This window comes from Duganella sp. GW821-FHT01E12, from assembly GCF_059422325.1.
In genome coordinates, this window is sequence record NZ_JBWKWR010000011.1 from 1 (window position 1) to 23,106 (window position 23,106).

General features: G+C 61.8%; 23 protein-coding genes. 14 read left to right on the forward strand and 9 right to left on the reverse strand.

Annotation, left to right across the window (positions count from 1 at the left end):
- Nucleotides 1-92 precede the first annotated feature (92 nt).
- Nucleotides 93-914 carry an NAD-dependent epimerase/dehydratase family protein gene (locus AC07WS_RS24425; RefSeq protein WP_494731569.1) on the reverse strand — a complete coding sequence of 274 codons (822 nt, stop codon included), beginning with the start codon at nt 912-914 and terminating at the stop codon, nt 93-95.
- 94 nt (nt 915-1,008) lie between these two features.
- On the opposite strand from AC07WS_RS24425, the gene AC07WS_RS24430 reads away from it, so the two are divergent.
- Complete coding sequence (locus AC07WS_RS24430; RefSeq protein ID WP_494731570.1) at nt 1,009-3,243, forward strand: glycoside hydrolase family 3 N-terminal domain-containing protein; 2,235 nt, start codon at nt 1,009-1,011, stop codon at nt 3,241-3,243.
- Between the two features lie 6 nt (nt 3,244-3,249).
- Here the strand turns inward: AC07WS_RS24430 and AC07WS_RS24435 are convergent, their stop codons facing one another.
- Nucleotides 3,250-4,146, reverse strand: a complete 897-nt coding sequence (locus AC07WS_RS24435) for a LysR substrate-binding domain-containing protein (protein ID WP_494731571.1) — start codon at nt 4,144-4,146, stop codon at nt 3,250-3,252.
- A gap of 144 nt (nt 4,147-4,290) precedes the next feature.
- Between AC07WS_RS24435 and AC07WS_RS24440 the strand changes: the two genes are divergently transcribed.
- Together AC07WS_RS24440 and AC07WS_RS24445 are read left to right on the forward strand one after the other, a co-directional pair.
- A complete protein-coding gene (locus AC07WS_RS24440; protein ID WP_494731572.1) occupies nt 4,291-4,416 on the forward strand; it encodes a hypothetical protein in 126 nt (41 codons plus the stop codon).
- Nucleotides 4,417-4,552: 136 nt separating this feature from the next.
- A complete protein-coding gene (locus AC07WS_RS24445) occupies nt 4,553-6,160 on the forward strand; it encodes a M64 family metallopeptidase (protein WP_494731573.1) in 1,608 nt (535 codons plus the stop codon).
- Here the strand turns inward: AC07WS_RS24445 and AC07WS_RS24450 are convergent.
- Genes AC07WS_RS24450 through AC07WS_RS24460 form a run of 3 tightly spaced genes read right to left on the reverse strand, consistent with a single transcriptional unit; the run spans nt 6,145 to nt 8,225 of the window.
- On the reverse strand, nt 6,145-6,435 hold the full coding sequence (locus tag AC07WS_RS24450) for a YkgJ family cysteine cluster protein (RefSeq protein WP_494731574.1): 291 nt from the start codon (nt 6,433-6,435) through the stop codon (nt 6,145-6,147). The genes AC07WS_RS24445 and AC07WS_RS24450 overlap by 16 nt on opposite strands.
- Nucleotides 6,436-6,447: 12 nt before the next feature.
- Nucleotides 6,448-7,212 carry an alpha/beta fold hydrolase gene (locus AC07WS_RS24455; RefSeq protein ID WP_494731575.1) on the reverse strand — a complete coding sequence of 255 codons (765 nt, stop codon included), beginning with the start codon at nt 7,210-7,212 and terminating at the stop codon, nt 6,448-6,450.
- Nucleotides 7,209-8,225, reverse strand: a complete 1,017-nt coding sequence (locus tag AC07WS_RS24460; protein ID WP_494731576.1) for a M14 family zinc carboxypeptidase — start codon at nt 8,223-8,225, stop codon at nt 7,209-7,211. The genes AC07WS_RS24455 and AC07WS_RS24460 overlap by 4 nt, the downstream gene beginning before the upstream one ends.
- A 135-nt stretch (nt 8,226-8,360) precedes the next feature.
- On the opposite strand from AC07WS_RS24460, the gene AC07WS_RS24465 reads away from it, so the two are divergent.
- A complete protein-coding gene (locus AC07WS_RS24465) occupies nt 8,361-8,843 on the forward strand; it encodes a hypothetical protein (RefSeq protein WP_494731577.1) in 483 nt (160 codons plus the stop codon).
- Nucleotides 8,840-9,643 carry a DUF2145 domain-containing protein gene (locus AC07WS_RS24470; protein ID WP_494731578.1) on the forward strand — a complete coding sequence of 268 codons (804 nt, stop codon included), beginning with the start codon at nt 8,840-8,842 and terminating at the stop codon, nt 9,641-9,643. The genes AC07WS_RS24465 and AC07WS_RS24470 overlap by 4 nt, the downstream gene beginning before the upstream one ends.
- Here the strand turns inward: AC07WS_RS24470 and AC07WS_RS24475 are convergent.
- A complete protein-coding gene (locus AC07WS_RS24475; protein ID WP_494731579.1) occupies nt 9,627-10,562 on the reverse strand; it encodes a LysR family transcriptional regulator in 936 nt (311 codons plus the stop codon). The two genes, AC07WS_RS24470 and AC07WS_RS24475, sit on opposite strands and share 17 nt — an antisense overlap.
- Nucleotides 10,563-10,657: 95 nt before the next feature.
- On the opposite strand from AC07WS_RS24475, the gene AC07WS_RS24480 reads away from it, so the two are divergent.
- Both AC07WS_RS24480 and AC07WS_RS24485 read left to right on the forward strand, forming a co-directional pair.
- Nucleotides 10,658-11,095, forward strand: coding sequence for an ester cyclase (locus AC07WS_RS24480; protein ID WP_494731580.1), 438 nt, complete (start codon nt 10,658-10,660; stop codon nt 11,093-11,095).
- Nucleotides 11,096-11,111: 16 nt separating this feature from the next.
- Nucleotides 11,112-11,684: a flavodoxin family protein gene (locus tag AC07WS_RS24485; protein ID WP_494731581.1), complete on the forward strand. Its 573-nt coding sequence runs from the start codon at nt 11,112-11,114 to the stop codon at nt 11,682-11,684.
- A gap of 48 nt (nt 11,685-11,732) precedes the next feature.
- On the opposite strand, the gene AC07WS_RS24490 is transcribed toward AC07WS_RS24485, so the two are convergent.
- Nucleotides 11,733-12,203, reverse strand: coding sequence for a cache domain-containing protein (locus tag AC07WS_RS24490; RefSeq protein WP_494731582.1), 471 nt, complete (start codon nt 12,201-12,203; stop codon nt 11,733-11,735).
- Nucleotides 12,204-12,306: 103 nt separating this feature from the next.
- A complete protein-coding gene (locus tag AC07WS_RS24495) occupies nt 12,307-13,050 on the reverse strand; it encodes a substrate-binding periplasmic protein (RefSeq protein WP_494731583.1) in 744 nt (247 codons plus the stop codon).
- Nucleotides 13,051-13,357: 307 nt separating this feature from the next.
- Here AC07WS_RS24495 and AC07WS_RS24500 point away from each other — a divergent pair, with 307 nt between their 5' ends.
- Complete coding sequence (locus AC07WS_RS24500) at nt 13,358-14,221, forward strand: restriction endonuclease (protein WP_494731584.1); 864 nt, start codon at nt 13,358-13,360, stop codon at nt 14,219-14,221.
- A gap of 368 nt (nt 14,222-14,589) precedes the next feature.
- Here the strand turns inward: AC07WS_RS24500 and AC07WS_RS24505 are convergent, their stop codons facing one another.
- The gene (locus AC07WS_RS24505; RefSeq protein ID WP_494731585.1) at nt 14,590-15,891 is read right to left on the reverse strand and encodes a hypothetical protein; all 1,302 of its coding nucleotides are present in this window, start codon (nt 15,889-15,891) and stop codon (nt 14,590-14,592) included.
- A 357-nt stretch (nt 15,892-16,248) separates the two neighbouring features.
- Here AC07WS_RS24505 and AC07WS_RS24510 point away from each other — a divergent pair, with 357 nt between their 5' ends.
- The 6 genes from AC07WS_RS24510 (at nt 16,249) to AC07WS_RS24535 (ending at nt 23,106) form a co-directional block, all read left to right on the forward strand.
- Entirely contained in the window at nt 16,249-17,487 is a 1,239-nt protein-coding gene (locus AC07WS_RS24510) for a hypothetical protein (protein ID WP_494731586.1), read from the forward strand.
- Nucleotides 17,484-19,769 (forward strand): hypothetical protein, encoded by a 2,286-nt coding sequence (locus AC07WS_RS24515; protein ID WP_494731587.1) that lies wholly within the window; start codon nt 17,484-17,486, stop codon nt 19,767-19,769. The genes AC07WS_RS24510 and AC07WS_RS24515 overlap by 4 nt, the downstream gene beginning before the upstream one ends.
- A gap of 125 nt (nt 19,770-19,894) precedes the next feature.
- A complete protein-coding gene (locus tag AC07WS_RS24520; RefSeq protein ID WP_494731588.1) occupies nt 19,895-20,539 on the forward strand; it encodes a TetR/AcrR family transcriptional regulator in 645 nt (214 codons plus the stop codon).
- Nucleotides 20,540-20,709: 170 nt separating this feature from the next.
- Nucleotides 20,710-21,363: a protein-L-isoaspartate O-methyltransferase family protein gene (locus AC07WS_RS24525; RefSeq protein WP_494731589.1), complete on the forward strand. Its 654-nt coding sequence runs from the start codon at nt 20,710-20,712 to the stop codon at nt 21,361-21,363.
- A gap of 15 nt (nt 21,364-21,378) precedes the next feature.
- Nucleotides 21,379-21,702 (forward strand): rhodanese-like domain-containing protein, encoded by a 324-nt coding sequence (locus AC07WS_RS24530; RefSeq protein WP_008452670.1) that lies wholly within the window; start codon nt 21,379-21,381, stop codon nt 21,700-21,702.
- A gap of 87 nt (nt 21,703-21,789) precedes the next feature.
- Nucleotides 21,790-23,106, forward strand: a complete 1,317-nt coding sequence (locus AC07WS_RS24535) for a TolC family outer membrane protein (protein ID WP_494731590.1) — start codon at nt 21,790-21,792, stop codon at nt 23,104-23,106.

Here is a 23,106-nt window from a genome sequence, read left to right on the forward strand (position 1 = left end):
TCCAGCTTGAATTGCGTCGTGTACTTCGCCAATGAAAAACCCCTAAAGTTGGCGTCCAACTTTAGGGGTTCAGTTCAAGGGGGCGGCATTCGTTATTTGTACATCGGCCCGGCGGTGACGAACGGGCCGCCCTGGTAGATGGTGGGCGCGTCGCCCGGCGCCGGGTAGGCCGCGCTGTCCGGGAAGTTGGCGGCGAATTCGCTGGAGCTGTGCTTGGGCACATAGCCCAGGTGCGCGGCGTGCCTGTTGTCCCACCACTTGGTCGGATTGTTGGACGTGCCGAAGGTGATCGTGTGGCCCACGCGCGGCGTGAACAGCGAGCAGCGTATCAGCTCCACCAGATCGTCGTAGGCCAGATAGGTGACCATCATGCGGCTGTTCTTCGGCTCCGGGAAGGAGGAACCGATGCGCAGGCACACGGTCTCGGTGCCGAAGCGGTCGTAGTAGTAGCGCGACAGCGCCTCGCCGAAGGCCTTCGACACGCCGTAGAAACCGTCGGGCCGCAGCGGCATGCCGGCGTCCACCACCTGCGTGGTTTCGTAGAAGCCCACCACGTGGCTGGAGCTGGCGTAGATCACGCGCTTGACGCCGCACTTGTGCACCGCCTCGTACAGGTGGTGCAGGCCGAGGATGTTGGCGTTCATGATAGGCTCGAACTTGTCCTCGACCGAGATGCCGCCGAAGTGCAGCACCGCGTCCACGCCTTCCATCATCTTCAGCACGCCGTCGCGGTCGCCCAGGTCGCCGATGACGATCTCCTCGCCCTCGCGCGCCGGGCCCAGATCCTTGACATCGTTCAGGCGCACCACGTCGGCCCAGGCCTTGGCGCGTTCGCGCAGGATGGTGCCCAGGCCGCCGCCGGCGCCGGTGAGGAGTAAACGTTTGAAAGGCTTTGCGTTGGAGGTCTCGGTCATTTTTTCAGAAATGTAGTTAAACGTTTAACTTGAAGTATAGCGGATATATTGGCGGGTTCAAACATGAACGCTGAAATTTAAACAGGAAGGCAAAATGACCATGATGAAGACCACACCGGCCTTGGCCTTGGCCCTGGCAGCGGCGCTGCTGCCGTTGCTGGCCGGCGCCCAGGACGCGCAGATCGACGGCAAAGTCGCCGCCTTGATGCGGAAGATGACGGTGGCCGAAAAAGTCGGCCAGCTGCACCAGATCTCCGGCCGCCTGAACACCGGCCCCGCCAGCGGCGAGGACGCCAGGACGCAATCCGATATCCGCCTCGGTAAGGTCGGCTCCATGCTCAACGTGAAAGGCGTGGCCGATACGCGCGCCATGCAGGCATTGGCGCTGCAATCGCGCCTGCGCATTCCGCTGCTGTTCGGGCAGGACGTGATCCACGGCTACCACACCGTGTTCCCGGTGCCGCTGGGCGAGTCGGCGTCGTGGGACATGGAGGCCATCGAGCAGTCGGCCCGCATCGCCGCGCGCGAGGCTTCCGCCGCCGGCATCCACTGGACCTTCGCGCCGATGGTCGACATCGCGCGCGATCCGCGCTGGGGCCGCGTGATGGAAGGCGCGGGCGAGGACGCCTTCCTCGGCTCGGCCATCGCCCGCGCGCGGGTGCATGGCTTCCAGGGCAAGCGGCTGGGCGCCACCGACGCCGTGATGGCCACCGCCAAGCACTTCGCCGCCTATGGCGCGGCGATCGCGGGGCGCGACTACAACGCGGTCGACATGAGCCAGCAGCAGCTGTTCGAAGTCTACCTGCCGCCGTTCAAGGCCGCGCTGGACGCGGGCGCGGCGACGTTTATGAACTCCTTCAACACGCTTAACGGCGTTCCGGCCACCGGCAACAGCTTCCTGCAGCGCGATGTCCTCAAGGGCAGCTGGAACTTCAAGGGCTTCGTGGTCAGCGACTGGGGCTCGGTGCGCGAGATGGTGGCGCACGGCTACGCCGCCGACCTGGCCGACGCCTCGGTCAAAGCCATCAACGCCGGCAGCGACATGGACATGGAGAGCTACGCCCACCTCAACCACCTTGAGCAGGCGATCAAGTCCGGCAAGGTGAAGATGAAGACGCTGGACGACGCCGTGCGCCGCATCCTGTACAAGAAGTTCGAGCTTGGCCTGTTCGACGATCCCTACCGCTTTGCCGACGCCGCGCGTGAGCAGGCCGTGTTGGCCGATCCGGCGCACCGCGCCGCCGCGCTGGACGTGGCGCAGAAATCGCTGGTGCTGCTGAAGAACCAGGGTGGCGCGCTGCCGCTGTCGCGCGAGGCGCGGCGCATCGCCGTCATCGGCCCGCTGGCCGACGCGCAGCGCGACCTGGAAGGCGGCTGGGTGGTGGAGGGCGACCGCGCGCGCGTGGTCAGCATCCTCGAAGGCATCCGCGGTCACGCCGGCAAGGCGCAGGTCAGCTACGCGCAGGCTTGCGGCGCCGGCTGCACCAGCACCGAGGGCTTCGCCGAAGCCGTCGCCACGGCGGCCAAGGCGGACGTCGTCGTGCTGGCCGTCGGCGAAACCTGGGACTTGAGCGGCGAGGCCAAGTCCCGCACCGACATCACGCTGCCCGGCCATCAGGAGCAGCTGTTCGCCGCGCTCAAGGCCACCGGCAAGCCGGTCGTGGTGGTGATGCTGGCCGGCCGTCCGCTGGTGTTCAACGCCATCGCCGACCAGGCGGACGCCATCGTCTACGCCTGGTTCCCCGGCAGCGAGGGCGGCAACGCGGTCGCCAATGTGCTGTTCGGCGACTACAACCCGTCCGGCAAATTGCCGATCACCTTCCCGCGCAGCGTCGGCCAGATTCCGCTGTCGTATGCGCAGCCCAGCACCGGCAGGCCGGTCACCGACGAGAAGGACGTGGTCTACAAATCGGGCTATATCGATTCCGTCAACAGCCCGCGCTACGCCTTCGGCCATGGCCTCAGCTACACCGACTTCAAATATTCGGGCCTGAGCATCAGCAGCGCGGAGATGTCGCCGTCGCAGAAGGTCACGCTGTCGTTCGACCTGGCCAACACCGGCAAGGCCGAGGGCACCGAGATCGTGCAGCTGTACCTGCGCGACATGGTGGCCTCGGTGGCGCGGCCGATGAAGGAGTTGAAGGGCTTCCAGAAAATCCATCTGCGGCCGGGCGAGCAGCGCCGCGTGAGCTTCACCATCGACCGCGAGCTGCTGTCGTTCTTCAACAGCCAGCTGGCGTGGGGCGCCGAGGCGGGCGACTTCAAACTGATGGTCGGCAGCGCCTCCGACGATATCCGGCTGGAGGGCGCGCTCAAGCTGCTGCGATAAGCGGCTTCAATCCAGCGAGCGTTGCATCTCGGCGATTTCGTCCTTCAGCCAGGCGCGCAGGCGGGCGATCTTGGTCATGCCCTCCTTGCTGCGGCCGACCACCAGCCGGTAGCCGCGCGGGTAGGGCGCGCAGCGGCAGGCGAGCATCTTCAGCGCGCCGGTGCGGATGTCCTCGTAGGCGATGGCGTAGGATACGAGGCTGATGCCCTGTCCCGCCAGCGCCGCCTGCGCCAGCACGGCGAAGTTGCTGTAGCTGCGGGAGAAATCGTATTTCCCCTTGAGGATGTGGTTCTCGCGCAGCAGCTGTATCCACTCCTCGTTGCTTTGCTCATGCAGCAGCGGAAAGCGCTGCAGGTCGGCCAGCGTCAGCGCCTCTTGGCCGGGCGCCAGCAACGACGGGCTGTAGACCGCCACCAGCCGTTCGCGGAACAGCAGCTCCGGGTCGCCGTCCTCGATGGCATGGAAGCGCAGAGCGGCGTCGGTGCTGCCGTCCTCCATGTCGGCCAGGCGGTCGCTGGAATCGATGCGGATGTCCAGCTCCGGATACAGCTTGGTGAAGCGGTGGATGCGCGGCACCAGCCACTTGATCGCCAGCGAATGGGTGGTGGAGATGCGCAGGATTTTTTCCTCGTCGCCGTCCTGCAGCGCCGTCACCTTGGCGCGCAGCTCGCCCAGCATGCGCGCCACCGTCACCGCCAGTTCCTGCCCCTTGTCGGTCAGCGCAATGTGGCGCGGATGGCGCGTGAACAGCTCGAAGCCGACCGCCGCCTCCAGCTGCTTGACTTGCAGGCTGATGGCCGCCGGCGTCTTGTGCAGCTCTTGGGCGGCCAGCTTGAAGCTGCCCCAGCGGGCGGCGCAATCGAAGTCGATCAGGCCGGAAAGTGAGCGCAGCGGTTTGGTCATAGGCTAAGTTTTTCTTATGCATGGTTCGAAAATTACTCGTTTGATCACGAGCGCATGCGGGAGGAAAATATACCTCATGCGCTGATAAAACTCCATGCACAAGAATTTATCGTCATCGGCGCACCATACGATAAGGAGGTTGCCATGTTCCAGACCCACGCCATCACCCCGTTATGCATCTGCAAGCCGGCCACGCCACGCAGCGCGCCGGCGCCGGAATTCTGGGCGGAGCTGAAGCGCATGCTGGCGCAGATGGCGCTGCGGCGCTGATCCGGCCGGGCGCGGCGGCCGCGCAACAGCCATCGACGATGGCAGCAGTTTTGTGCAAGTAGCGCGGCATTGCGCAATTGTGCGGCGGGCGGCGGCGTGACAATCGGTGTTCCACCACAAAAAACAAGGGGACACCATGAACTACCTACGCATCACGGCGGCGCTGGCAGCGCTGCTGGCAGCGGGCGCCGCAAGCGCCGACAATATCTCGTTGCGCCTGTCCTATGCCGATGGCCGCAACGGCGCCGTGTTCAGCGCGCGCCACGCGGAAATCGGCAGCTTCGCCCTGACGCCGGACGTGCGCAACCAGGCGGCCGGCGCGCAATGGCGCGTGGTCGCGCGCGATGCGCAGGGGGCGATCCTGCACGAAGTCACGGTGGCCGGCAGCCAGCAACGCCACGTCGAAGTCTTCAACCCGCGCACCGGCGCCATCGACATCGCCGAAACCGTGCGCCAGCCATCCGGCTCGTTCGAAGTCTCGATGCCCTTCGACAGCGCCACCGCCACCATCGAGGTGCTGCCGGTGCAGGCAGCGGGCGGCAAGGGCCTGAGCGCGGCCGTCGCCGCCGCGCCGCTGGCCAGTTTCGACCGCGCCGCCTTGACCCGGCTGGCCGGCGCATCGCGCGCCGCGCGCGCCGCCGCCCTGACGCCGGCGGCCACCGCCACCACCATCCTCAGCACCGGCCCCGCCGCCTCGCGCATGGACTACGTGTTCGTCGGCGACGGCTACACGGCGGCCGAAATGGACAAGTGGCACACGGACGCGCAGAAGGTCATCGACGGCTTCCTGGCCGATCCGCTGTTCGCCGCCAACCGCGCCAACATGAACGTGCGGCGCGTGGACGTGGCCAGCAACCAGTCGGGCGTGGACGAACCGGACAAGGGCATCTACCGCGACACCGCGATGGACGCGGCCTTCAACTGCTACAACATCGACCGGCTGCTGTGCGTGGACAACGACAAGGTGCAGGACATCGTCGGCTCGGTGCTGGCGCCGGACGAACGGGACGTGATCATCGTGGTCGCGAACTCCACGCGCTACGGCGGCTCGGGCGGGCAGGTCGCCACGCTGTCGATGGCGACGCAATCGATCGAGATCGCGCTGCACGAGATCGGCCACACCGCGTTCGGGCTGGCCGACGAATACGACTACGGCACCTGCAGCCTGAACGGCGAGCCGGGCGAGCCCGACGTGACGATGAACGGCACCCGCAGCGTCAAGTGGCGCGGCCTGATCGCGGGCAGCACGCCGGTGCCGACCACCGCCGGCGTGTACCCGAACGGCACCGTGGGCGTATTCCAGGGCGCGCAGTACTGCGCCAGCGGCAAATACCGTCCGACCGAGAACTCGCGCATGCGCATGCTGGGTTATCCGTGGCACGCGGTCAACGAGGGGGCGGCGCGCAAGGTGTTCGCGCAGTACACCGGCAGTGGCGGCGGCGTCACGCAGACCGGCGTGCTCGCCAGCGGCGGCACCGCCTACGCACCGAGCGCATCGCCGGGATGGGTGCAGGCGGGGGCCGGCCCCATCACGCTGAACCTGAGCGGAAAAGTGGGCACCGACTTCCGGGTCTCGCTGTATCAGTGGGGCGCCAACGGCTGGGCGCAGGTGGCCGCCAGCCAGGGCACGGCGCCGAACAAGACGCTGACCTACAACGCCCCGGCCGGCTACTACTACGCGATGATCAGCGCGGCGACCGGCAGCGGCGCCTACTCGCTGACCTATAGCTACACCAAGCCGTAGCGGGGAGCGGTCGCACGTTCCAGGTCGGCCAGCCACAGGATGGCCGATTCGCGGTCGGCGCCGCACATTTCGGCCGACGGCTGCAGGCCGCCGCAGAAGGCCGGACGTTCGGGGCGGCCGAAGATCTTGCAGCGGTTGTCGTCGGCCAGCTGGATGCAGCGCACGCCGGCCGGTTTGCCGTCGGGCATGCCGGGGATGGGGCTGGTGATCGAGGGCGCCGTGCAGCAGGCGCCGCAGTTGGGACGGCAGTCCAGGGCGGGCGGTGTGGTTTTCATAGGGGCGTTATTTTACGCCCCTTTTTCCGCCGCCAGCCATTTCGCGATCGCCGCCGCCACCCACGGGCCGTCGTCCAGCGGCAGGTCGTGGCCGGCGCCGGGGTGCACCATCAGCGGCGCGTCCCATGCCTGCGCCAGCCGCAGCGAGCAGCGGTGGTCCACCAGCTGGTCGCCGGCGCCGGCCAGGATCAGCAGCGGCACGGCGGGCCGCGCGGCCGGCGCGCGGAAGCGGGCGGCGGACCACAGCTGGCGCAGCGCGTTGGCGCGCGTGACCGGGAACTCGCGCTGGTAGGCCAGCCAGCGCTGCAGCAATTCCTCGCGCCCGGCGGCGTTGCCGCCCCGGCTGGTCAGGCGCAGGATCAGGCGCTCCTGCCGCTCGACGCCGCCGCGCAGCATCAGGTCGACGATGGACGGATAGTTCTGCCAGCGCAGCCGCTGGTGGAAACGGCTGTACGGCCGCATGCTGGTGTTGATCAGCACGCAACGCTCCACCTCCGCCGGATAGCGGCTGCACCACTCCACCGCCGCCATGCCGCCCAGCGACAGCGCCAGCAGCGAGTAGGGCGGTTCGACGCCGCGCGCCCGCAGATCGGCGCGGCAGAACTCCACCATCTGCGCCACCCGCGTGGCGCTGCGCAGCGCGTGGCGCTCGCCGTTGCCGGGCAGGTCGGGCGTGACGATGGCGGCGTCCGGCAGCGCGGCGGCCAGCTGGCCGGGGAAGCGTCCCCAGTGGCGCTGTTCGCGCATCAGGCCGCGCAGCAGGACCCAGCGGCTCATGCGTCGTACCACTGCGCCAGCGCGCGCCGGTGCTGGACCTTGCGCGCCATCCCCTCCGGCATCCAGCGTCCGTGGCTGTTGGCCGCGCGCATCAGGAAGTCGAACCAGATCAGGTGGCGCCGCAGCACCCGCTGCAGGCGGTGCTTGGCGGTCGGGTTGAAGATGGCGATGCGGTCGAAGATCTGGCGCGGATTCTTTTTCACCCACAGCCACGAGCCCATCTCCAGCGTCAGCGGCAGGAACACGCGCTCGCTGTAGCTGGTGCCGTTCAGGTACAGGTAGTCCCACAGGTCGCCGTGCGTGCGGTACTGGCGGCTCTGCGGCTCGAACACGTAGTTGTGGTTGGGGTAGCTCTGGCTGAACAGCTGCTCCAGCGCGCCGATGTCGGCCAGGTGCGGGATGGGCGCGGTGGTGTGCGCATGCGGGAACCAGATGCGGTCGCGCAGGCCGAAGCCCGAGTGGCAGTCGAGCGCCATGCTGAACTGGCGCGTCAGCAGTTCCCGTTCGACCAGTTCGCACACGGCGCGGCTTTCCTGCTCCATCGGCGCGCCGGCCTTGCCGCGATACCACGGCAGGTGATGGCTGTAGCGCTGCCCGCCCAGCATGAAGGGCACCTTGTCGACCGCGCTCAGCGGCGCGTTGCGCATCAGGTCCACGCCCTGCGGATTGCAGCGCGTGGCCTGCCACATGCCGCCCGGGTTCACCAGCGGCATGAACACCAGCCGCATCGATTCGAGCTGCTGGTGCAGCGTGCTGTCCCAGCGCAGCCGCGCCAGCAGGCTTTCCATGAACGACAGGATGACCTGGGTGCCGATGCGCTCGAGTCCGTGGATGCCGCCGAAGAAGCCCAGCGCCGGCACGTCCGGGCTGGGGTTGCCCAGCGCGATGGTGTAGACCGGGAACTGGCGGCCGTCCATCGCCACCGTGCAGGAAGTGCCGACCTCCAGATGCCGCCCGCCTTCGTCGATCAGGCGCTTCAGGGTGATCAGTTCAGGCAGGTTCTTCTCGGGCATGGAAGCGGACGCGGATAGGTGTGACCGACAGTGTAGCCCACTCGCACACGCTTGGCGACGGGTTAAATGTTGTTTTGTATTTAATGTTATGCTACGGGAACATTGTGACATCAGATCGGATCGGGAGACTTACGCATGACAGCAAGTGCAGCAATTCGTACCACCATCGCCGGCGCCGTGCTGGCGCTGGGCAGCGCCGCGGCGCTGGCGCAGAACGGCGTGTCCAACTTCACGCCGTCCGAGAAGATCTCGGTCGGCACCATGTCCATCCTGGCCGCGCCGGTGGTCAGCGTGGCCGCGTCCGGCCATGGCGATTCCGGCCCGGCGGCCGGCTCGGTCGCGGTGGTGGCCGGCGGCGCCTACGTCGTCAGCGGCATCGGGCAGAGCGTGGCGGACGGCGTCGAGGTGGTGCTGACCTCGGTCGGCTCGGCGGCCAAGCTGTCGGTCAAGCTGGCCGGCAAGACGGTCGACGCGATCGGCCTGTCGGTGGGCACCACGGTGCAGGTGGTGTCGGAAACCACCGGCACCCTGCTGGTCGCCTCGGGCAAGGTGGTGGCCTTCATTCCCAACGCACTGGGCGAGGCGCTGTTGTCGCAAAAACGCCTGCCGCCGCAATGAGCGCGCGTTCCCTGCTGGGCGCGGCCGGCGTGATCGCCATGCTGGCCGCCGCGCCGGCGCAGGCCGGACGCTCGTGCGAAGAACATCCGGTGACGCAGGCCGCGCTGTCCGACGCGCTGGCCACCGGCCAGTCGCTGCAGGCCGCGCTGGACGCCAGCGGCAGCGAGGTGGCGATGATCGCGCGCCAGGGCCAGGACTTGTCCAAGTACGGCTTGAAGTACAGCCACGCCGGCCTGGCCTTCCGCAGCGCGCCGGGGCAGCCGTGGCGCGTGTACGAACTGCTCAACGAATGCGGCACCGCCGATTCCGCGTTGTGGGTCGACGGCCTGGCGAACTTCTTCCTGGAGAACCCGTTCACGCTGGACGCGCTGGTGATCGTGCCGCCGCCTAAGATGGCCGCCAAGCTGGGTGAGATCCTGCGCGATCCGGCCACGCTGCACGCCTTCCACGGCAGCCGCTACAGCATGGTGGCCTATCCGTTCTCGACCAAGTACCAGAACTCCAACCAGTGGGTGCTGGAGGTGCTGGCCTCGGCCGAGGCCACGGACTTCCGTATCCGCACGCGCGAGCAGGCGCAGTCGTGGCTGAAGATGGCCGGCTACACGCCGACCGAGATGCACATCGGCCCGATGACGCGGCTGGGCGGGCGCGTGTTCAAGGCCAACATCGCCTTCGACGACCATCCGAACGCGCTGCGCTTCTCCGACCGCATCAACGCGGTGACGGTCGACTCGATGCTGGCCTTCCTGCGCGGGCGCGAGGACGGCTGGCGCGTGCAGGAGCTCAAGGGCCGCCGCTGACGCCATACAGCTCGCGGCACACCAGCGCGACCTGATCGCGCAGCCAGCGCTGGGCCGGATGCGCATCGTTGCGGCGGTGCCAGTGCAGCACGAAGGGCACCGGCGCCAGGTCCAGCTCCGGCGGCAGCGGCAGCACCGCCAGCGCGCGCGCCAGGCCGCTGGCGCGCACCACGCCCTCCATCAGCGTGGCCAGCAGATCGCCGCCGGCGACGATGGCCGGCGCCGCGTACATCTGCGGCAGCGTCACGGCGATCTGGCGCCGGCGCTGCAGCTGCGCCAGCCGGACGTCGACGTGGCCGACGCCGTCGCCCTCGGGCGACACCAGCAGGTGCCGGCAGTCCAGGAAGCGCTTCAGCGTCAGCCGCTTGCCGGCCAGCGCATGGCCCTTGCGCGCCACGCACACGAAGCGTTCCTCGAACAGCGGCAGGGTGGGGATGCGCGGCGTGCTGCCGCCCGGCACGCCGACCGCCGCGTCGGCCTCGCCGGCATCGAGCAGCGCCAGCGCATCCTCGCGCGCGCTGAAGGACTTGATGCGCAGCGTAACGCCGGGCGCCTGCCGCGCCAGCCGCGCCAGCAAGGCCGGCAGCATGACGCAGGCCGGATGGTCGGACAGGGCCAGCGTGTAGCGCACCGCCGCGCGCGACGGCTCGAAGGCCTGCGTGAACGCCAGCGTGCGCTGGATGCTGGCCAAGGCCTCGCCCAGCGGCGCCGCCAGTTCCAGCGCGCGCGGCGTCGGCTGCAGGCCGCTGGCGCTGCGCACGAACAGCTCGTCCTTCAGCAGCAGGCGCAGGCGCGCCAGCGCCGCGCTCATGGCGGGCTGGGTGCGGCCGATCCGCACGCCGGCGCGCGTGACGTTGCGCTCGCAGATCAGCGCGTCGAAGGCCACCAGCAGGTTGAGGTCTATGCCATGTAAATCCATGCGGTGGATGATACCGCATATCCATTATCGATTGGACTTGCGTGGGGGCGGATTGCTACAGTGGCCGTGCCATCCACCGATACAGAAAGCCCACCATGACCATGCAGGACAACGGCCTGACCACGGCCCAGCAGCAAGCCATCGAAACCCTGTACCGCGCCTTCAACGAGGGCGATCCCGACCTGCTCGACTACGCGCTGGCGCCGGACTGGCAGGACACGCCGCTCGGCCCCGGCCAGCAGCCCGGCCTGGCCGGCATGAAGCCGGTGGTCGCCATGTTCGGCGCCGCCTTCCCGGACGCGCGCATCGCCATCCTCGACCTCTTCGGCCGCGACGGCCGCGCCGCCGTGCGTGCGCAGATCACCGGCACCCATCGCGGCGAGTTTTTCGGCATCGCCCCCACCAACAAGCCTATTGCAATTGCCATCCATGAGTTTCATTATCTGGGGGCAGACCGCATCACCCATACCTGGCACCTGGAAGACTGGTTCGGCATGCTGAACCAGATCGGCGCCTGGCCTCCTGTTCAATAACTTTTTTGGGAAATTTATGACCACTATCGCGATCGTGTACTTCAGCGGCTACGGCCACACCGTCAAACAAGCCGAGGCCGTGCAGGCGGGCGCCGCCGGCGTGGCCGGCGCCGAGGCGACGCTGTACCGGATCGACCAGAACGGCGATCTGTCCGAGGATGCGCTGGCCGCCATCGCCAAGGCCGACGCCATCATCTACGGCAGCCCGACCTACATGGGCGGGCCGGCCTGGCAGTTCAAGAAGTTCGCCGACAAGTCCTCGGCCGCGTGGTTCGGCCAGAACTGGAAGAACAAGGTCGCCGCCGGCTTCACCAACTCGGCCTCGACCAACGGCGACAAGTTCTCCACCATCCAGTATTTCTGGACGCTGGCCATGCAGCACAGCCAGATATGGGTCGGCACCGGCCTGCTGCCGTCGAATAAAAAGGAACACGGCCCGGCCGACGTCAACTGGACCGCCGGCTTTGCCGGCGCGCTGTCGATCTCGCCGTCGGACGCCTCGCCCGAGGAAGCGCCGCGCAGCGGCGACCTGGAGACCGCGCGCCTGCTGGGCAAGCGCGTGGCCGAACTGGCGGCGCGCCTGGCCTGACAGGCTGGCCCGCGAAGCGACCGCGCGGGCGTTGCACGTCCGCGCGGCTTATTGTTTGTAGATCCCGGCGCCCACCAGGTAGTCGTCCACCTTCTCGACATAGCTCGATTTCTCTTCTATGCCCTTGGTGACCGGGTTGGGCCATTTGTAGTCGAACCATCCCTGGTTCTTGCTCTTGACGGTCTGGATCAGGCCCTTGATGATGTAGGTGCCTTCCGCGTCGCGCATATCGATCAGGTTCTTGCCGACCATCTTGGAGGCGTTGCCGTTGCCGATGGCCAGGTTGACGCCGTTCAGGTCGTAGACAAAGATATACAGGTTGCGGTCGGTGAACTGGCCCTTGGAATTGTTAAATTCGGCAAACGCCTTTTCCTTGCCGTTCGCCTTGATGTAGGCGACGGCCTTCTTGACCAGCGCGACGCAGTCTTCCGCGTTGGCGCGGTCGTTGGCGGCGTGGGCGCCCGTGGCCAGCAGCGCGGCCATCACCAGCAGCAAAACTTTAGAAATAAACTGTTTCATTGCGATCTCCGTCATAGGTTTCTGTCAGGAACGATACTATGAATTGCGATCCGAAAAACCCTTGATCCAGATCAAAAACGGCTTCATCTATTCAAGTTAGTCCTCAGAACCATTTCTTTTGCAGCGCTGCAAACGTGCCGTTGGCCTTGATGGCGTCCAGCCCCTTGCGAAACCGCTCGACCAGCACATCGTCGGTCTGCGGCCCGAACGCCATGTAGCTGCCGCCGCTGCCCAGCTCGGTCAACTGCAGCGCCCGCTCCAGCGTCTTGGACAGCTCGCCGCCATCGCGCCGCACGATGTCCGCCGCCACCAGGTCGCTCATCGCCCACAGGTCGACCCGTCCCAGTTTCAGTTTTTCGTAGTTGGTTTTGGGCTGGGCGTTGCCATGCAGCTGGCGGCCCTTGACGAAGCCCTTCGACTCCAGATATTGCTCGCGCGCGTCGCCGTTGATGGTGGCGATCTTGTAGCGCAGGGCGTCGCCAAGATGGTCGAGCTTGATGTGGCGCTCGCGCAGGGCGTACAGATAGGAGCTGTCGGGCGGGGAAACCACGCCGACCCATTTGAACAGGTGCTCGCGCTCGGGCGTGCGCATGATCGAGAAGATCAGCACGTTTTCCTTGTGCAAAGCCGTCGCGTAGGCGCGCGCCCAGGGCATGATCTGGATGTCGGCCTGCACGTCGATTTCCTTGAGGACGGCCTCGACGACCTCGGTGCTGAAGCCGGTGACCTTGCCGTTCTCCCAAAAATTGACGGGGCGGTTTTCCTCGGTGACGCAGGTGACGGTGTCGGTGGCATGCGCGGTGGCCGACGCCAATATCAGCCCCACCCAGAGCAGCAAGCGCAGCATTTTCATTCCCTGGTAGTCCCCCTGGTCCGGCGTCAAGGACTTGCACGCCTGGAGGCCATTATACGCAGGTTTAATTGCTGCAACATGCGACGGCAACCGCTTGCACGGCCCGATAACCAGCCCGTCGCGCGACAGATAGTTTGACATGCGGCATATAGCAAAATCAGGCACCTAGTTCCAGCCACGACATTTATTGCCATCCGACCACCACGCATCAATCGACATTTCCTTGAGGAAACGACGCATAATCAGGCATTTCTTGATGACGCTCGTGGAGCGATAAAAGCAGAGTATGCGAAAACCCTCGATGGCAGCACTAATTGAAATACTGAAGAGTCATAATGTCCATTCACCTAAGATGAGTTGGAGTGAGCTCGAAGATCATGTAAAGAAGGTCTACGAATTCTTGTTGAGCCTTGACGGCGAGAATGTCGTCGTTGGTCGAAATGTCCAGTTGCGCGGAAAAACCGGCGCAATGTACGAGATCGATGTCTACTACGAATTCGAGAAGGCTGGAATCCGTCACCGCGTTGCCTTTGAATGCAAGAATACAAAGCGCCCGGTTGAACGATCCAAAGTTGGCTCGTTTAAGAGCGCAATAGACCAATTTCCGGGCATGACCGCAGTGATGATTTCCGCAGCAGGTTATCAGAGTGGTGCTCAAGAATTCGCGGATGAGAACGGAATCTTGTTGCTCAAATTGGAAGACTTGCCGACAATTTCTCAGCTCCTCGGAATGGTGCTGGAGCACGTGACAATGCCAGACGAAAAGAGCGTCGGAGCTCCTTTCTGGACCATATTTGAGACCGAAACAAATGCACCTTATGGCACCTGCAAAAATGGACTGCTTTTATCGGTACTCTTCTTTTCGAAAGTTCATGCGCAGCAGTTCATGCGGGACTTCGAGCTTGAGAAGGGTTGGGTTGTGCGTGGCATGTCGCAAACACACTTCAGGAGCTTCATTCACTGCGTCGATGCTTTAGATGGGCTATTTACGCTTGCAACGCCGTCGATTGAAAATGGCCGCGAAGTATGGGGAGGCTTCGAGATACCAAGGGAAAACTTGATTGCGGAATACTATGTTGACTCGATCCCCATTTCGGCAGAGCGAAATATCGCGCCTTCCGTAAGGGAGAGGAAGGCGATGAATGAAGCGAAGTTTCGCAGATAACTTTGACGATGGACAACGACTGGCCATCGTCAAAGTTAAGCTAACGCCATAAATCATTGGGAACAAAGACTTACGCGGCTAATCTTCAACTCCGATTTTTCAAAAATCGTCAAAGTTGCACGCACTCAATGATGGACTTTATGGGCTATTGTCTACGGCGTAATTTTGCCTAGTGCCTACGCACCGTTACGCTGCCACCTGCGGTTTCAAGCCCGGCGGCAGGGTAACGGCGTCCCGCGCCGCGCCTGCAGGTTCAGTTCGTGCAGCAGCTGCAGTTTTCCGACTCAATAGTGGGGCGTGGACGCTGTGCGTCCCGGCGCGTATCTGATCACACTTACAGGGCGCAGTAAGATCAGTGCAGAACCCGCTTACTCATCAACTAGTTTTACTTCAAAATGCAACTCGTCAGTTATTTGTCGTGGCAATTCGTCCGAACTGACTTGGTAGGCAGCTGCGAAGGAACGTATCTCCTCTTTGGTGCTCATCAGCACCCTGAACGGTTTAATAGAAACCTGAAAACCATGTTGTATTTTTTCAGAGCTAAAAGTTAGCGACCTGCGGTCCTCTGTAATACGACGAGGCTTACGCAAGAAGTCCACAGAATGCGGCACCATTCGAACTGTCGGACTGCCGATTCCATTGGGTGCAAATGCGGGAGGTGTGGGCGCCTCGGGCGGTGGTGGCAAGTCGTCGTCTTCGTAGACGAGAAAACCTTCTGGGAAAGTGATTTTTGCCCAGACGTCCGTCGCTGGCCGAGTCCCACGATTCACTAGGACTAGACGCATGTTCGCAGAACGTCGAAGCAGCAGCCTGTACTCCTCAACCTTTACAAGATATTTCTTGTAGCTGTCATAGTACCAACGCACGCGTTGGTTATATCCGTCGAGTTCCTCTCCAGTCCATTCTCTGAATGGCGTTATACGCTGACGACTGAATAGGTCAAACGGGCGCATACTTTGCTCGTCGAAGCCGAAGGTTGGGGCTTGCTGGTCCGCTCGTGTCTTTATCGGCGTTTGGGACATTACTTCATCTAGCGACGACACGCCTTCCAACTGAACACCCTGCTGGACTTCAAGGATTTTGAGCATTTCATCGCTCGTCTCAACTGACAGCAACGGCATTGGATTGCGGATCAATTTATCTTCTCTTGGCGCCGCTAAATTTGTCTTCAGCGCGGCCACAAGTTGATTGATCAGCTCCCTTCTGACTTTCTCTGTAGATAGACCGTTAGCATTGTCTAGATGGTAAGTAATTGCGCCGCGTCGATGTCTCAAGTCGAAGGGCAATTCCTCAGGCTTGCCACCAAAGGCCAAGTTTGCAACGGTAATAATCCGCTGGTGCCCCACTTCACGAAGTGCATAACCAAGTTCGATCATCACATTTGGATTCGGAACCTTCTTTGTCCCCGTTTTGGTTGATACTTCGGCAACTGGCGTGATGTCGGCAACAAATACTTCGCAGTCGTCAATTTTCCTGAATATTGTAGTCACAATCTCGACAAGTCCCGCCTCACCTTTAGTGTCGTGGTCTAGTTCCAGGCGGTTAGCCATCTCGAGTTCGAGCTCTTCAGTCAGCTTGGTTAATGCTTGGACAAGTGCACCCTTGATGAAGTCCTTGGTAGTTGAAGGGGGGAGATCGCTTTGCCACGACCAAAATACTGTGTTGTTCATACATCATCCCGTAGGTTAGAACCAATTTGGAAGCAGAAGCTCTATCAAACCCAACCCCAACCCGGACGGCTGAAATCATGGGTTGCATTGGAAAATTCTATGATGCTACTAGAAACTTGCACATCCGAAAACTTAATTCCCAGCAATCTTATCGTTTTAACATAAAGACGATCTCAAGCATGCGGATCGGAAGCTGTACGCTTTTTAATTCGCCGCTTTGCTCTCGAAATCGTCAAAATTAGAAGTCCGTTGTGCGAGCAGCCTATGCTCACCATAGTGGTGAGAATTTGAGATTATTTCTGTGCAACTATATGGGATAATTTCCTAACTGCATGACCAACCTAAGGCCAGTACAGAATGCTTAAGTTTCCGCAAACGCTTGAAGAGATGGAGTCACTCATCTTAGCCCCACCTCCATTGGAGGGGCGGACACTGGTATTTGATGCGAGCTTTGCTCGAACTGGCGGTGAAAAGCTTCTTGCCGAAGCCTCAATAGTGCAATGGTTAGCCACATGGACTCAGGGCCTCGACGGCCGCGTTCTAATCGAGCCGTCTGCCCCAGACTCGGCAAGTGATACTCTTAAGCGAATATCGATGACGCTGCCTGGCGCACTGCTTGGCATGCTGGATGATCAAGCGTTGATAGACATACCTCGATCGGCACTCGCCCGTTACAAGGATGCTTTTTTCAAGCAGCAGAGGTTTTGGCCAGATTTGAACGTCCAAGACCGGGCCTCCTTGCTCTGTCTAGATAATGTACCGCCGACCATCGGTCTTCCTTTGCAGCTGTACCCGAGTGGACAGGCCAATCGAGTGGCTAGCCGCGAACAATTTGAGAATTTGGTTGACAAACTTATCCGTGCAGTGACTGCAGAAGAGAACATACGCGGTGCAATTAATGATCATCGCGACCGCCTCACAACGATACTTCACGAACTGTTTAAAAATACCCACGATCACGCCAGAACGACCGTTGATATGCGAGCGTTACCTCTTTCTATCAGAGGCCCCTATGCTCGGTTTTACACTGCGGAAGAGCTGGCTTACACGGCGCCGCCGAAAAAAGAAGACAAAGAAGGTAACGAGATTTTTCCAGATATCAATCAGGCAGAGCGTTATGCGTCGTATTTTGTCCGCGAAAAAGTGGCGCCCGCCAGGCGCGTGAAAGCAGGTGAACCACCCCGTTTTTTCGGACTCCTCGAGCTGTCTGTATTCGATACCGGACCTGGATTTGCCGCTACATATTTGAAGGGCAAATTTCCAGGTTCTTCAGTTCAGGATCAGTTTGATGCAGTCCTGGGTTGCTTCAGCACGGGCAGATCATCAACAAGTGATCCCAGCCGCGGTTATGGCCTTTGGAAAGTCTTGCGCGACCTACGCGAACTGAAGGGGTTTATTCGAGTTCGAACAAATCGTATTCACGTCTATCGCGACTTCGCTTGGTATACCGATATGTTCATGCAGTCGGACATAGTAGCGCCTGAGGAAAGGATGATGGACTGGCGTCGAGGAATTACGCAAAAGATCTCAGACGACTATGGCGATATGCGAGGTGCGCACGTCACAGTTCTGATTCCTCTGGGGGACAACCTATGAACCCCATCACATTATGTAAATTTGTGTCTACTCAGGGTGATGGGCAAACCAAGCGCGTGCTGTCAATTTTTCTTCCGCCCGTATCTCTCAATGAAGAGCTCTTCGACGAAGCGATAGCGCCATTCCTAGGGAGCGGCGAGCCGGCTGATTACGTGCACATATCGGGAGCGCCGGAGGATATCGCGTGTGTCCGCGAAATCCTCAAAGCGAAATCTTCACCTCGCGCTCGCTTACAGAATGTGCTCGCAAACGTTGATCGTGATGTCGTACTTATCAAATGGAGTCTACCTTCAAATGACACTATCGAAGCGGAGACGTTAGATGGTAGCTCGTTAGACAAAAGTATCGCAGACCTTGAGCGACGTTTCTCATTAAGCGATGCGTTTTTGAAGAATGGTGGTGTAGTTACTGCCGCTACCGGTACTCATTTTACAAAGCCATCTGGCACGCACTCTCAGCGATTTCTTCGAGCGGCGAACCTGCTCGAAAGACGCGCCGCTAGTCATCAGCTGGCATTTTGGCTTTATCCAAGCCTCAGTCAACGGAAGTTTCGCAGACTGATCGTAGACACGTCGGGAATCGCCCCTGTCGCATTTATACTGGCATATGAACGGCTGCGGAGAGGCATTGATTCGGAGCTTCCGAGTATAGAGTCCCATGCATCCTATGGCGGCTTGGATTCCTTAACCATTGCGGATCCTGATCAGACAATCTTTCTCATTTCAGCGTCGACCTCGGGCAACCTTGCGTCAAAGCTGATGAGCAAAGGGGCTCTGGCTGAAAACATTTTTACGCTCTTCTTCTTAGGTTCTTCCACAGATGGAACTGTCATATGCGAGCTCAAGGATGACAGGCGTGTTGGCTTCGAGGGCATCCCAGTCATAGACAATCACAGCACAGAAAACTGTCCGGATTGTAAGATGCACTCTTACCCAATTCCTATTGTGGGGGATCAATTTCGTACAGAGCCGGCAAAGGTCGAGGAACTGAATATTCTTCTTAGTGACTTTGATGAGGCTACACGCCTGACTCTTAATAGACTGGTCAGCACGGGCGCATTCAAAGTGTTTCGTTCGAACGGTGTTCGCCAAATGGAGCTGTACATTGATGTGGAGCAGTTGGTTTATGGCGAGACCAATGACGTTGATGGTACGGCTTCCATTCATGACATTCAAATGCGATTTGCGAGGCTTTTGCGCCGTGGAATGCCTACTCATCTTCGGCGTATCGTTCCGACGAAATATCCAGGGGCAGAACGCTTCGCTAGGCAAGCGCTGGAGACTCTTCCTTGTGCAGTACAGTCAAGCGTTGAAGTGCTCCTCTCGGAGAATTTATTGCCTCGGCCTGAGGATGCGGAAACCGCAACTTTAGTTGTGTCAGGATGTATGGACGATACTTATGAGCTGATGGGCGTCAGCAGAGATCTGCGTACGGTCCAGCCAGGGGGCAATATCACTTATGTCAGCCCGGTCTTCCGGGCGAGTTCTGAGTCGGAACGCAAGCGGGTTGAGTCCAATCTAACATTCGGTGACCAAGGCCCCAAGACATTTTCGCTGTTTAACGTGCTCACGATTGACCTGCCATCGTGTGAGTCAAATCACGCATGGAGCTTAGAGTACGATCACCTGCTTGAGGTTCAGCATTGGTGCGATTTGAACGATATAGAAGTGCCTACGCCGATCAGTGGCCGCATCACGGCTTTGCGCAACGCGCCTGCCATCGGCTTGGTAAATAACGTGTATTGGCCTACTCCAGCGGGCACTCAACTGAACATTGCTTCCGACTTCACAATCATCCCGACGCGAGACGGATCCCGTGAGATATCTCAAGCAGACATTTTCGCGATTGTTACCTCGCTATTTCACAAATACCGGCAAGGTGTGAAGAAGAAGCCAAAGCTTGTATCACGCAACTATGAGCGAACTGTAATAGCTCCCGAATGCTTCCAACGGTTTAGTGATGGCGTCCTTCAAGCGTCCTTCCTCCGAGCAGCGCGAGGCGGAGAGATCGCATACGCCAATTGCGAGAAGACAGTCAGCGAGCGAATGTTCGTGTTTCTTATGGGCGAACTTGCTGCGACAAAACACGGTGGAGGCCCAGCACTGATTGAGTATCTCATTGCGCTGTTGATTGGTCGGCTGACACTTCACGAAGAGCATACGCGGGAATTTCTGACAGCGGTTATTGATAATTCGGAGTCGCCAGTGATGACAACCATTGCACAATTTATCGTCGCGAGTTTGGCAAGTCCCGTGACTTCATGCGGGTTTCGTCAAAGTTAGTCGCTAACTTTGATGATTTGTGCGCTTAACTTTGACGATGGCCAGCGACGAAGCCACGCGCCTTGACGTTGCACGCCCTTGCGCTTATATTAATGACTTATAAGTAAGTTAAATCGGGTACACCCATGCAAGCCCCTCAAGATACCAAGCCACGCTGGGAGCGGCGCAAGGATGCGCGGCCGCAGGAATTGCTGGCGGCGGCGCTGGACCAGTTCGTCGAGCGCGGCTATGCCGGCACGCGCCTGGAGGACGTGGCCAAGCGGGCCGGCGTGTCCAAGGGCACGCTGTACCTGTATTTCGCCAACAAGGAAGAACTGTTCAAGGCCGTGGTGCGCGAGAACATCGTGCACGCCATCGGCGAGGCCGAGCAGGAGGCGGCCGGCTTCGACGGCCCCAGCGCCGAGCTGCTGCGCGCCATCCTGATGAAGTGGTGGCACCAGATCTGCGCCACCCACCTGGCCGGCATCACCAAGCTCATGCTCGCCGAGGGCAACAACTTCCCCGAGCTGGCGCAGTTCTACAACAACGACGTGGTCGCCCGCGGCAACGGCCTGATCGCCAGCGTGCTGGTGCGCGGCATCGAGCGCGGCGAGTTCCGCCCGGTCGATCCGGCCGTGATGACGCCGGTGCTGGTGGCCCCGGTGCTGATGCTGATGATGTGGACCCACTCCTTCATGCCCACCTGCGAGATGCCGGCGATCGACCCGGGCGCCTTCATGGAGACGCTGATCGACGTCACCCTGCGCGGCCTGGAAGTGCCCGCGCCGTGAGCCGCCCGCCCCGCGCCATGCGTCAAACTTGCCGATTTGGTAGGTTCAACCCCCTTAAACTGCAGACTGTCGCAATTTCCCGCGAACCCGCCGTCATATCGTTAATATGTGCCTCGATGCCAGTTCAACGATAAAATGACGGATTATTTAATCCCGACCCGAGTCATAAGATGAATATCGAACAAGCCCGCTTCAACATGATCGAACAGCAAATCCGTCCTTGGGACGTCCTCGACACGAGTGTGCTGGACCTGCTGCTGGTGGTCAAGCGCGAGAATTTCGTGCCGGCCGCCCACAAGGCGCTGGCGTTTGCCGACACGGAAATCCCGCTGCCGGGCGGCGTCGCCATGCTGAACCCGAAGGTGGAAGCCCGCCTGCTGCAGGACGTCAACGTCAAGAAGCATGAGAGCGTGCTGGAAATCGGCGCCGGCTCCGGCTACCTGGCGGCGCTGCTGGCCCACAAGGGCCGCCACGTGACGGCGGTGGAAGTGTCGCCCGAGCTCAAGGCGCTGGCGGAAAAGAATTTGGCCGACAACGGCGTCACCAACGTGACGGTGGAACTGGGCGACGGCGCCCAGGGCTGGAGCAAGGGCGCGCCGTTCGACGTCATCGTCGTCACCGGTTCGCTGCCGGTGCTGCCGGAAGCGTTGTTGCAGCAATTGAAGGTGGGCGGCCGTCTGGCGGCCATCATCGGCCAGTCGCCGGCGATGAAGGCGCAGCTGATCACCCGCACCGGCGAGGCCGGCTACGACACGCGCACGCTGTTCGAGACCGACGTCAAGCCGCTGGCCTCGGCCGTGCAGCCGTCGCAGTTCAAGTTTTAAGCCGGACGGACCAGCATGCAGCAGATCACCGCTCTGGAACTGGCCGACTGGCTGGCGGACGACGCGCGGCCCAGCCCGATGTTGCTGGACGTGCGCGAAAACTGGGAATTCGAGACCTGCCGCATCGACGGTTCGGTGCAGATCCCGATGAACACCATACCGGCGCGCATCGACGACCTGGATGAGGATGCGGCCATCGTCTGCATCTGCCATCACGGCGCGCGCAGCCTGCAGGTGGCCGCCTTCCTGGAGCGTAACGGCTTCGGCAAGATGGTCAACCTGACCGGCGGCATCCACGCCTGGGCGCTGCAAGTCGACAGCACGATGGCCAAGTATTGAGTGTCGCGACGCTGAAGACGGGCGCGGCGCTAAGGTAGTGTGTTTTTGATTTGATCAACTTTTTTGATGACTCCAACGGAGAATGCAATGCAGAGACCCCTTATCGCCGTGCTGATCACCAGCGCCTTCTTGACGCTCAACGCACAGGCGGCCGACCTGATCCAGGTATATCAGCAGGCGCTGGCCAACGACGCCACGTATGCCGGCGCCCGCTCGTCGCTGACCGCGGGGCAGGAACGGATCATCCAGGGGCGCTCCGGCTTGCTGCCGTCCATCTCCGCCAATGGCAGCAACACGCGCAACAGCGGCGACGCGTCCCAGGTGATCGGCGGCAGCTACACGCCGAAGGCCGACATCGACAGCCACAGCAACTCCTACACCGTGCAACTGAGCCAGCCGCTGTTCAACTGGGGCAACTGGCAGACCTACCAGCAGAGCAAGCTGGCGCAGGCCACGGCCGAGGCCACCTTCGCCCAGGCCCAGCAGGACCTGATCACGCGCGTGGCGCAGGCCTACTTCGACGTGCTGACGGCGCAGGACAACCTGACCTCGACCCAGGCGCAGAAGGTGGCGACCACCGAGCAGCTGGCCTCGGCCAAGCGCAACTTCGAGGTCGGCACCCAGACCATCACCGACACCCACGAGGCGCAGGCCGCGTATGACCTGGTGGTGGCGCAGGAGTTCGCCGCCATCAACGACCTGGACAACAAGCGCACCGCGCTGCAGGTGATCATCGGCCAGGCGCCGGGCGAACTGGCGCCGCTGCGCACCGGCGTGACCATCAGCGCGCCGTCGCCGGCCGCGGTGGAACCGTGGGTCAGCTCGGCCGAGAACCAGAACTACGCCGTGGTCGCCGCCAAGCTGAACGTGGAAATCGCCAAGCGCGAAATCGAGCGCAACCGCGCCAACCACCTGCCGACCGCCAACCTGATCGCCAGCACCACGCACCAGACCACCACCGGCCAGCAGCGCACCAACAACAACGCCATCGGCGTCAGCTGGAGCGTGCCCATCTTCAGCGGCTTCGCCGTCACCAGCAAGGTGCGCGAGACCATCGCGCTGGAAGACAAGGCCCGCAACGACCTGGAAGCGACCAAGCGCGCCGCCTCGCAGAACGCCCGCTCGGCCTATCTGGGCATGAACAGCGGCCTGGCGCAGGTCAAGGCGCTGGAAGCGGCCGAGGTGTCGAGCAAGTCCTCGCTCGATTCGAACAAGCTGGGCTACCAGGTCGGCGTGCGCATCAACATCGACGTGCTGAACGCCCAGAAGCTGCTGTACTCGACCCAGAAAGACCTGGCCAAGGCCCGTTACGACACCATCATGAACGGCCTGCGCCTGAAGTCGGCCGCCGGTTCGCTGAAGGAAGACGACCTGGCGCCGATCAACGCCCTGCTGGCGCACTAA